At 33.9% G+C, this 10,406-nt stretch carries 13 protein-coding genes; 4 read left to right on the forward strand and 9 right to left on the reverse strand.

Annotated features, from left to right (window positions below; translation table 11 throughout):
* Positions 1 to 13 precede the first annotated feature (13 nt).
* Positions 14 to 238: a helix-turn-helix transcriptional regulator gene (locus HNP25_RS09690; protein WP_184133707.1), complete on the reverse strand. Its 225-nt coding sequence runs from the start codon at positions 236 to 238 to the stop codon at positions 14 to 16.
* An 832-nt stretch (positions 239 to 1,070) separates the two neighbouring features.
* Between HNP25_RS09690 and HNP25_RS09695 the strand changes: the two genes are divergently transcribed.
* Positions 1,071 to 1,754 carry a PAS domain-containing protein gene (locus HNP25_RS09695; protein WP_184133709.1) on the forward strand — a complete coding sequence of 228 codons (684 nt, stop codon included), beginning with the start codon at positions 1,071 to 1,073 and terminating at the stop codon, positions 1,752 to 1,754.
* Between the two features lie 75 nt (positions 1,755 to 1,829).
* Here the strand turns inward: HNP25_RS09695 and HNP25_RS09700 are convergent, their stop codons facing one another.
* On the reverse strand, positions 1,830 to 2,267 hold the full coding sequence (locus tag HNP25_RS09700; RefSeq protein ID WP_184133711.1) for a GNAT family N-acetyltransferase: 438 nt from the start codon (positions 2,265 to 2,267) through the stop codon (positions 1,830 to 1,832).
* Positions 2,268 to 2,445: 178 nt separating this feature from the next.
* Entirely contained in the window at positions 2,446 to 3,234 is a 789-nt protein-coding gene (locus HNP25_RS09705; RefSeq protein ID WP_184133713.1) for a hypothetical protein, read from the reverse strand.
* Between the two features lie 181 nt (positions 3,235 to 3,415).
* Between HNP25_RS09705 and HNP25_RS09710 the strand changes: the two genes are divergently transcribed.
* Positions 3,416 to 3,580, forward strand: coding sequence for a hypothetical protein (locus HNP25_RS09710; RefSeq protein ID WP_184133715.1), 165 nt, complete (start codon positions 3,416 to 3,418; stop codon positions 3,578 to 3,580).
* A 58-nt stretch (positions 3,581 to 3,638) separates the two neighbouring features.
* Here HNP25_RS09710 and HNP25_RS09715 read toward each other — a convergent pair whose 3' ends face one another.
* The 6 genes from HNP25_RS09715 to HNP25_RS09740 form a co-directional block, all read right to left on the reverse strand.
* Positions 3,639 to 4,487: a prephenate dehydrogenase gene (locus HNP25_RS09715; protein ID WP_184133716.1), complete on the reverse strand. Its 849-nt coding sequence runs from the start codon at positions 4,485 to 4,487 to the stop codon at positions 3,639 to 3,641.
* Between the two features lie 261 nt (positions 4,488 to 4,748).
* Complete coding sequence (locus HNP25_RS09720; RefSeq protein ID WP_184133718.1) at positions 4,749 to 5,927, reverse strand: pyridoxal phosphate-dependent aminotransferase; 1,179 nt, start codon at positions 5,925 to 5,927, stop codon at positions 4,749 to 4,751.
* A gap of 234 nt (positions 5,928 to 6,161) precedes the next feature.
* Positions 6,162 to 6,983: a hypothetical protein gene (locus HNP25_RS09725; RefSeq protein WP_184133721.1), complete on the reverse strand. Its 822-nt coding sequence runs from the start codon at positions 6,981 to 6,983 to the stop codon at positions 6,162 to 6,164.
* A 137-nt stretch (positions 6,984 to 7,120) separates the two neighbouring features.
* The gene (locus tag HNP25_RS09730; protein ID WP_184133723.1) at positions 7,121 to 8,131 is read right to left on the reverse strand and encodes a glycosyltransferase family 2 protein; all 1,011 of its coding nucleotides are present in this window, start codon (positions 8,129 to 8,131) and stop codon (positions 7,121 to 7,123) included.
* Between the two features lie 335 nt (positions 8,132 to 8,466).
* Positions 8,467 to 8,913 carry a regulatory protein RecX gene (locus HNP25_RS09735; RefSeq protein WP_184133725.1) on the reverse strand — a complete coding sequence of 149 codons (447 nt, stop codon included), beginning with the start codon at positions 8,911 to 8,913 and terminating at the stop codon, positions 8,467 to 8,469.
* On the reverse strand, positions 8,913 to 9,134 hold the full coding sequence (locus HNP25_RS09740) for a hypothetical protein (protein ID WP_184133727.1): 222 nt from the start codon (positions 9,132 to 9,134) through the stop codon (positions 8,913 to 8,915). The genes HNP25_RS09735 and HNP25_RS09740 overlap by 1 nt, the downstream gene beginning before the upstream one ends.
* 254 nt (positions 9,135 to 9,388) lie before the next feature.
* Between HNP25_RS09740 and HNP25_RS09745 the strand changes: the two genes are divergently transcribed.
* Together HNP25_RS09745 and HNP25_RS09750 are read left to right on the forward strand one after the other, a co-directional pair.
* The gene (locus HNP25_RS09745) at positions 9,389 to 9,802 is read left to right on the forward strand and encodes a hypothetical protein (protein WP_184133729.1); all 414 of its coding nucleotides are present in this window, start codon (positions 9,389 to 9,391) and stop codon (positions 9,800 to 9,802) included.
* A 143-nt stretch (positions 9,803 to 9,945) separates the two neighbouring features.
* Positions 9,946 to 10,406 (forward strand): DDE-type integrase/transposase/recombinase (locus HNP25_RS09750; protein ID WP_221432437.1); only part of this gene is annotated, 461 nt, incomplete at its 3' end.

Raw genomic sequence — 10,406 nt, forward strand, 5'->3', positions numbered from 1 at the left:
TGTTTTATGAAGGCTATTTGTCGATATTGATAATGATTCGTTCTAAAGAAATTCCTAAACCTTCAGATATTTCAAAAAGATAGTATAATGTTGGATTAATTTTTCCAGCTTCAAGTCGCTGAATAGATTGTTGATCCTTCCCAATTGAATGGGCAAGTTGTGTCTGGGTGATTGATTTTTCCTTTCTAATCTCCCTTATTCTAACACCAAGTTTATTTAAAAAATCCTCTTTTTTCATTTAAGAGTAAAGGAATGGGAGAAAATAAGAAAATTATACAACGAATACGTTGTATTTATATTTATTTTATATAATTTAGAGGCAGAATAAACAATTTTCATAAAATACACTCTTTACTTTCTGACACCATTAGTTTAAAGCTCGATTGCAACCGCTATCTAATTGATAGTAAAGCTTGTAAAGGAAATGTATCAATGTTTCTTGTAAGTTTTTTATTTTTTATTTACAACTTAATTAGAGGCCTTTAAACCGCTACTCTAATTATCACTAACACATCAAAAAATGTATAATCTATTTATTACCCATTACTTACTTGTAATAGTAAGCCTGCTTCTTCTTTTCCAAATAAGTATGTTCTTGTACTATTTTATCAGAAAAACTCCAATAAATCAATGTCCAAGTTGTGGGAATAGACTAAGTGGTGAAAGAATTCGTAGGCCTTTCCTAGTTAAATTATTTCTTTCAACTTACATCAGCAACATAAGATATTACAAGTGTCTTAGCTGCTACAATAATTTTTTTATTACTTCTAACATTCATGAAAATGATTTTATAAAAAAGGTTAAGGAAGAAAAAGAACATTCTGCATAATTTTCTTAGTAATAGAACTGAATACTCATTTACGGTTTATATCAATGTTTGGTTTTTTACTTCATCTAAATATTTTCCTTTTTTAATTACCGCCAACTTACTAACAATTATGGAGTAGCCAATGGCTACTCTGAATTGTTTTATAATTATTCAGTTGTAAAACCTCATTGGTAAAGTATTTAAAGCCCTTCGCAAGGCTGTCAATATACCAAAACCTTCATTAAACAAGCTATATTCTAATATGGAAAACACTAAGTTCTTAAATCTAGATACCAACATTAAAAGTGAAATCATGAAACATGTGCTGTATAACATGCCGATGGTAATCTATCTATTTGATATACATCAAAGAAGAAATCTCTTTACTAATGAGCAATATCACAAAGAGATTGGTTATACTACCGAAGAATTTGACACACTTGGAAAAGATTGTTTAAATAAATTAATTCATCCTGATGATTTCGGAGGACTAAAAAGATTCTACAAAGAGCTCGCCTGTAATAAAAATAGCGATTTTTATATTCATATTAACAGATGTCTATGCAAAAATGGAACATTTAAGTGGTTTAAAAACTGTATTACTATTTTGGAAAGAGAAAAATCAGGAGTGCCATTGACTGTACTAGGAATAGCATTTGATATTACTGCCCAAGTAGAAACTAGACAAAAACTATTTGATCAAATTTATAACATAGAAAAAGTATCTTTCAAGCTATCTCATGAACTTAGGCACGAACACAGCAAGATATTAAGTATTTTGAATCTTTCAAAAGATAATGATATGATAGAAATTGGAGACATCCAGTGGCTTGCAAATGCCTTACATACCAGTGCTGAGAGTATTGATAAATCTATCTATGATATTTCTCAACAACTACATTTGATAAAATCCGAGTTTATTTCTTTGAACTCAACTCAATTGTAAATCATGCTAAAGGTAAACGTTCATAAGGAATCGTTACCTAATGATTTAAAATATAAAAAGGGAAAGACTCCCTTTTTATATTTGTTTTTTCATCTTCCAATGAGGAATTTCGCCGAAAAGCAAATACGATTCTGCATAGATTTCGTAGCCTATTGCTTTATAAAATTCAAGTGCATTGATTCGGGCATCCAAAATGATTTCGTCTAAGCCTTTTTCTTTTCCTAAGTCTTCTAAATACTTCATCAGAAACTTCCCGACTCCTTTTCCTTGAGCATTGTTGGCTACTGCCACACAGCGTACTTGTCCTTCTGTTACTGAATTAATTTGCAAACGAGCAACACCCAGTAATTCATCGGTGTCGGCATCAACTGCCATTACGTGATGGGCTTGATCTTCATCAGACAATACTTCACTTCCTTTTTTTTGATGCCATGGTTCACGCAAAATCGTAAAGCGTAAATCATAATATTTTTCCCATTCTTGGGCAGTATTGGGGATTTTAGCAATGAGCATTTGTTTAGCTTTAAGCCTAAAGCAATGAGCTTTGAGCTTATTTTATGATTTTATAAGTTATTAAACTTCCAGCTTTGAGTGATTCAACTTTCACTTACTGTAAATATATGTTTAACAATGAGAAAGAGTTTGAAATTTAAAACTCAAGGCTCGTAGCTCAATTCTCATTGCTAATAACTTACAACTCCGTTACTTCTCCAGATACGCCTAATTCAGAAAAAAGACGTTGCCAGTATGTTGAAATAGCTGGATTATTAATTTTTCTGGAAGCCGTCGGTTCAAAAGGTTTGGCAATAAAGATTTGAGCCATGCTGATATTTGGCAGAGTGGTTTGTAAACGAGCGGCATCTTCTCTTGCCCAGCCAACAGCTGCGGCATCATCAACTGGAGGTGTTTTATGAAAATCTCGACGATTTGCTCCTTTCATACTTTCAACCATGTCTGACAGAAAATAGGCTTTTACCGTAAACCCTTTGCTAATTTCATGGTCAATCAAAGGTAAAGCGGCTAAAATATCTGTACTGTTTTTACTCGTTGAAGGGTTTAGTGACATTAAGTGATTGATGACTACTTTTTTGAAAATGCTACGTTCTTTACTGATGTCCATTTCAAATTCTGTCTTTTGTGCTTCAGCATCCGTAGCACTTGCCCCCTCAGCAATTTCCATTTCAGAACGAGCAACCAATGCTGCTACTTTGGCTTTTGCCGTATTTTCATGAATGAAAAATACTTCAATTTTATCGCCTTTAGTTTTGATATTTTCGTCGATTAGTTGATTGATAATCTTGGTATATTTTTCATAGATAAATTGTTTGTTTGGGTCAACACTGACAGATTTATCAATAAAAATCATCGAGCAAGTTTTACTTTCATCAACGGCATTTTCATATTTGGTGGCGGGGCTAGAACAGCAAACGAAGATTGTAACGGCAATGATAAACAGAAAATATTTCAATTTATTTTTCATGGTTTTTCGGGTTATGATGTGCAATGAAGACAGTTAAAAGCTTGATTCAAGCTTAGTTATTTAAAACATTTGCAAAATAATCAGTTTTGTCTTAGAATCCATCATTCCTCTAAACTTATCCTTTGTCAATATGTTATTATCTTTGGGACATCGTTCTATTTTGAATTAATTTTAACGAATCATGAATAAGAATCAAAAAATATTTCGCTGGGTTTTTATCATTTTCACCCTCATAATGGCAGGATTGGCAATACAAATGGGCATGAGTACGACTGCTCCGTGGAATAAGAAAAAGAATAAACCCAAAATTGAAATTGGTAGCGACGCAAAATTATTTTCATTCTAAAACAAAAAAGACTTTCCTAAGCTAAATTCGGAAAGTCTTTTTTATGTTTGGAAAACAATTACCTATTCAAAATACGCTTAATATCATTGGCTTGGGTTAGATACTCCCCAAATTTATCATAACTTCCAGAAATCATTAAACCTTTGAAAGTCAACAAAGTAGTAATATAAGAATCGAGTACGTCGATGATATTTTCTTGATTTTGTCGGAAAATAGGAATCCAAGTTTCTGGACTCGACTTTGCCAAACGTACTGTTGATTCAAAACCTGTACTTGCTAAATTGAAAATACTCTCTTCATCTTTTTCTTTCGCCAAAACCGTTGAAGCCAAAGCGAACGAACAAATATGTGAAATGTGCGAAATATAAGCTGTATGAATATCGTGAGCGATAGAATCCAAATAAGTAATTCTCATTTTCAAACCCTCGTTATACATTTTCTTGATTAATTCTACCAATTCAGGTTTTGAGTCTTCAATATCACAAAGTACACAGTTTTTACCATCAAAAAGATGACGAATGGCGGCTTCTGGCCCAGAAAATTCTGTTCCAGCCATTGGGTGAGTTGCCACAAAATTGCCTCTGTTTGGATGATTTTTCACCGCTTCAATTACTGCTTTTTTGGTAGAACCCACTTCAATGACTACTTGGTTTTCAGTAATCTGATTCAATACTTCTGGCAATAAAGTCAACAAAGCATCTACTGGCACAGCCAAAATAATAATATCCGATTGTTTTACAGCATCTTGTAAAAGAGCCACACGGTCGATAAGCTTTAATTCTAAAGCCTTAATAATATGTTCTGTTTTGTTATCGACACCAATTACTGTATCTGCAAAACCATTTTCTTTTAAACTCAAAGCCATCGAACCACCAATCAGCCCAAGTCCAACTACTGAAATAATCATAATTTTGTATTTGGCTTTGAGCTTTAAGCTTTGAGCAATGAGCCTTTAGCTGTCGGCTTTGAGCCTTTATTTTTAAAATTCTTTTTTATACTCTTTTTAGACTAAAACGCTTTTAAATCTCTCTTACTTCTCAAGTCTTTTGTCTTGTTTCTTGCGTCTTTCATCCTCAATCCTAAAGTCCTAAAATCCCAAGTCTTGTATCTTGCATCTTTCGTCTTGACTCTTGCTTCTTTAATCTTAAAGTCCTAAAGTCTTACAGCCTCAAAGCTCATCACTCAAAGCTAAAGAGCTAACAATCCTCCCAATCGCCTGCTCAAAAACTGATACCTCAGCACACAAAGAAGTACGAATGTAGCCATCACCTGCCGAACCAAAGATTCCACCGGGAGTAATGAAAACACCCGATTTTTCAAGAATCTCATCCGATAATTCAAAACCTGTTTGATAATTGGCTGGAATTTTTGCCCAAACAAACATTCCAGATTGATTTTTATCGTACTGACAGTTGAGCAAATCCATCATTTCAAAAACCTTCTGCTGACGTTCACGATAAATCGCATTCAATTCATCAAACCAAGACGAAGGATTTTCCAAAGCCTTCACCGCTGCCATTTGCAATGGTAAAAACATTCCAGAATCCATGTTTGATTTAAAACGTAAAACAGGATTGATAAACTCAGCTTTTCCAACCAAAACGCCCAAACGCCAACCCGCCATATTATGCGATTTCGACAATGAATTTAGTTCTAAAGCTACTTCTTTCATTCCTTCCACAGCTAAAGCACTTTCGGGGTCGTCGTTCAAGATGAAACTATAAGGATTATCGTTTACAATCAAGATATTATTGGCTAAAGCAAAATCTCTTAATTCTTCAAAAAAGGCTCTATTCGCTTTCGCACCAGTTGGCATGTGCGGATAATTTACCCACATCAATTTTACTTTAGATAAATCTTTTTCTGCCAATTTTTTCAAATCGGGCAACCAACCATTTTCTTCCGAAAGATCATAATCAACCACCGTAGCCCCCGTCAATAAAGAAGCCGCACGATACGTTGGATAACCCGGATTGGGTACTAAAACTTCGTCGCCAGCTTCTAAATATGCCATCGAAATGTGCATTACTCCTTCTTTTGAACCAATCAAAGGCAATACTTCATCCACAGGATTTAAGCTTACTCCATAGGCATTTTGATAGAATTTCGCAAAACCTTCACGCAAGGCAGGAATACCCACATAGCTTTGATAGGCATGGTTTTTAGGGTTTTCTGCTGCTGTTGCCAATGCTGAAATAGTTTCAGCAGAAGGCGGTAAATCGGGACTACCGATACCCAGATTCAACACATCAATACCTGAAGCACGCATCGCTGCGATTTGTTTTAGCTTGGTCGAGAAGTAATACTCCTGCACCAAATCCATTCGGGAAGCTGGTTTTACATTCATTGGTTAAAAGCCTTTTCGTACTTGGAAGAAGGCACAAAAAAAACCGACTTTTTCAAGTCGGTTTGTGTATATGTATTTTTTGATTTTCAAAAAGATTAGTCAAAACACAACCGACTGCTACTGTGCGTAGTAGTAATAATAAGTACGGTATGTGTTCGCTGAATTATTCATGGCTTCAAAGGTAATGTGATTTTTTTATTTTGGCAAGTGTTTGTTTTGGGAATTGAAAAAATGTCATTCTAATTCAAACCCCAGCATACTCTTTTTTTTCTCATATTCACTTAAAAGAATCTTCTTTAAATCTTCATTATTTTCCATAATTTGATACATCTTTTCTCTAATCCGAATCAAACGCTGTTCAGAACTTAATTCTAAATATTCCTTGGAAAGTTTTTTTACATTTAACTTAAAATCTTGATAATAATTTGCTTCATCTTCTTGAGCAAAGTCCATTACTGTCATAAAACAAAATGCTTCAACTAAAGGATGGGATTCTTTAGTAACTAGTTTACCTTTGAACCCATTGTATCCTACACAAACTTTAAAATAGATACTACTATCTGGCTTTACCATTACAGCATGAAAGAATTTACTGGCTGTTAAAAATAATTGTTCTTTAGTAATTTTCTCTTTCTCTAAAAGTCCATAATTGTTATTTAGTCCAAAAACCTTCTTTGAATTCAAGTACCAATACAAGAGGTTGTTTACATTTTTTTGAAAATAGTTATCCTTTTTTAATTCTTCAATGAAAACCTCTTTCAATTTCTTTGTATCGTTTTTACAATCATCTAGCTTAGACTTTTCAAAAGATGAATAATTTTCAAGAATATAATGCAAATAAAGAGTATTATTATTAGTCAAATCCGAAAATACATCAGATGCTTCTAGTTTATTATTTGGATAAATTATTACGAATGAATTTTCTTTATCTTTCTGTACAACAACTTGAAAGAGTTTTGAATAATCTTCTTTAAACTCCAAGGAATTGACACTTTGAGAAATCCCTAAAATAGATTTACTAAGAAATATAATTATAAAAACTATAGCTTTTTTCATTGATTAAGGTTTTAAGATGTATTTAAAACACAAAGATAAACTAAAAAGATAGTTTAGCCAGCTATTTAATTAATATTATACCCTTTTCTTTATTGAAATACTAGACTTAGAATAATTTCAAATCGCTAGATTTTCCATTACTTCCTAAAACGATTAATCGTTTTCACCAATACTCTTTTAGTACTTACTTTAACGGTATTAATGGCTGATAGTACTTTTGTCTTGGGCTTCGGTTTTAAAGAAACATTATAGTTTTCTAATAAATGTTTCTTGGCTAATTCTTCTGAATTCCAATAAATATCTGAGTTAGAATACGCACTGATGCCATTTCCTAATGAGTTAAAGGGCGAATGTGTTGCAAAATCTTCTAGCCTATGATGTTTAAAAACATAACCTTGATTTACCATCTGGTGAAACCAAACTGTTCCCCAGTCATTTCCGCCCCAGCCTGCGGCGAACGTAACATTATTACCTTTAGGCAAGGAGCTTTCACGATAAATAGCTGTACTAATCAAAGCGGCATGTTCATTTAAACGACATTCGGGCAATGGATGAATTTTACCTTCATTGATTAATCGCATTGTTACTTCTCTTCTTGGAATATCATGACGATTCATCATTTCAATTAACTCACTTTTTGTAGGTTTGTATTGGTCGAAAGTACTAGACTTACACTTGTTTTCAAAAGCCGCTGGACATACCCAACATTGACCAATCGCTCCTGTTCCAGCCAGTTTCTCAGGGCCTTTTTCAAAAGTTTCTAACATTTTACCTACTGCATCGTCATGAAAAAGGCAATCGTTGTGAATCACTAATACATAATCTTGGTCAGATTGCTCAAAAGCATATTGATAAGGAATTTGGTAGCGGTACTTAGCATCATTACGAGTTCTTTCAAAATCTAGTTCTCCCAAATTATAAAAGTACTTGGGTTTGAAATAGACGATTGGCTCATCTTTCAGCACTTGCTTCAATAGGTACATTCCATTAGAATCCTTTTGTGGTTGATTCTTTTCTACCGTAACATAGATTTTATTGATGTGTTCTCTACTATGCTTAAGCAAACTTTTAATGGCTAAAATCGTGTGATAGGGTTTACCATATAAGCATACGCTTACATCTACTTTCTTTTTTTGTTTAATACTCATTGAAAAAACTGTATTAAGTGTATGTATGATAAAAAAATGAATTGCGAATTCATTATCCCTCGTTTTATAGTGGTATAAAATGGAGACAATAAAGTAATTTTGGAGCATTGCTTAATGAAAACAACAGTGGTAATTATTTCATTGTTAAGCACATGTCTATTGATTATAATCTTACCTGATGTCAGGCACTTTGGTATGATTTTATTTTGGAAGTTTTCTAATCATGTAGATACTAAGAGTATAGAACTTCTTTTGTTTAATCACAGTGTTGAAGTTAATATTCATTTTAGTGTTAATGAACTAAAGAAGATTATTTTTTCAAGAAAATCTTCTCATCAAAGCTTTTTCATCAAATCAAACACCAAACCCGATTCAAAACCTTTGCTAAGGGCATAGCTTAATAGTTTTTGTTTGCGTTTTAATGGATTACTTTCTTTGATTTCTTTCGCTTTTTTTTCAAGAAGGTCTGTTAAAGTTTGTATATAATCTTCGTCTTCAATTTCACTCATTCCTGCTTTTAAACAGTACTCCGATACGCCACGCATTTTTAATTCTTGCCGAATTTTTAATCTTCCCCAACGTTTCTGACGGAATTTACTGCCTGCAAAAATTCTAGCAAAGCGTTCTTCATTGAGGTAATTATTTTCAATCAGCCAAACAATAATCTCCTCCGCCTCATCACCTTCTACTTCCAACTCAGCAAGTCGTTTTCGTACTTCTTGTTGCGTGCGTTCTTGATAAGCACAAAAGTTAGCGGCTTTCACAAGTACTTCTCTGTTCATTATCTTCTACTATTTTTTACTTTATTTTCTTTGCCGAAAGAATCCTTCGCCACATAAATTACTCTGCTAATTAATCCTACACCAGCAATACCGCCAAAGAGTAGCATCATGATGGTTCTTTCGTTTAAACCCAAATCTAAAAGACTTGTTAAAGCCCAAGCTAAAACCGCCAAGAGCATCAATCCAGCCACAGCCAATAATATATATGCGATATTTTTCATGTTAGAATTTTTATGCGTTCCTACAAATTTCGTGGATAGCTTTTAAATGTTTTTATTATCAACTATAAATTTCGGGTATATGTTGAAAATATTTGAATCTCCATTCATTTCCTGACTATTTGGAAACCAATTAGGAGAATGGAAATAGAACATTTCTTGGACGAGAAGCAAAATCTCTCAGTCGGGAAGCAAAATCCCTCAGTCAGGTGTCACATCCTAAAAAAGCTTGACAGTTTTAGTTAACTTTTACAGCGATGTCTTTATCGACCGAATCTTCTTTTAATACAACTTTAGTTTCATCTTCTTTCGAGCAACAGGATGAGGATTTCACTTATGAAGTGGCTTTTCGCCGCTGGTTAGTTCGAGAAATAGAGGAGCAGCGATTAACGCCTGCTCAAGCGATCGAACGTTTCAATTTCCATCCTAATAATGGTTATACCTTAATTCATAAATGGCGATTGAAATATGCTGGGGAAATGGTATTATCTTTACCAGAAATGACCTTTCAAGAGAAACAAGATTTAGCCCTTCTTCAAGCCAGAACCAAGGAGCTTGAAAAACAGCTTGAACAAGCCAAAATATACAACATTGCCTTAAATACATTGATTGATGTAGCTGAGGAGAAGCTCAAGATTAATATCCGAAAAAAGCCTGGAGCCAGACAGTAATCTTGCTTATGCAGTGGTATGGTCATGCTTACAGCCTTGGCTACTTCTGCAAACTGTTTGGCAAAAGCCGTCAGGCTTTTTATGAGCAAAAGAATGTTGTCCATTCAAAACCTCTCGAGGAATCAATAGTGTTGAAATGGGTATTGGAGATACGTAAGAACTTACCTCGTTGCGGTACTTCTAAGCTATATGAAAGCTTGAAACCTCGTTTGAAGGAGCATAATATTAAGTTAGGGCGAGATGCTTTATATCGCTTGCTTGATAATTACGGTCTTCTAATTCGTCAACGTAAATCAAGAGCAATAACCACTAACTCGAATCATCCTTACCGTAAATATGGGAATTTAATCAAGGAATTAGTCTTGAATCAGGCAGGGGAATTATGGGTTAGTGACATTACTTATATTCGTACAGCGAAGGGATTCAGCTATTTAAGTATCATCACTGATGCTTATAGTCACAAGATTGTAGGTTACAAACTTCATCCTACCTTAGAAGCTAAAGGAGCAATTGATGCCTTGTTGATGGCAAGTAAAGACCTCAAGCGGACAGATAAACTTATTCATCATAGTGATCGTGGGATTCAGTATTGTTGTCAAGAATA

Source organism: Arcicella rosea (assembly GCF_014204325.1).
GTDB lineage: Bacteria > Bacteroidota > Bacteroidia > Cytophagales > Spirosomataceae > Arcicella > Arcicella rosea_A.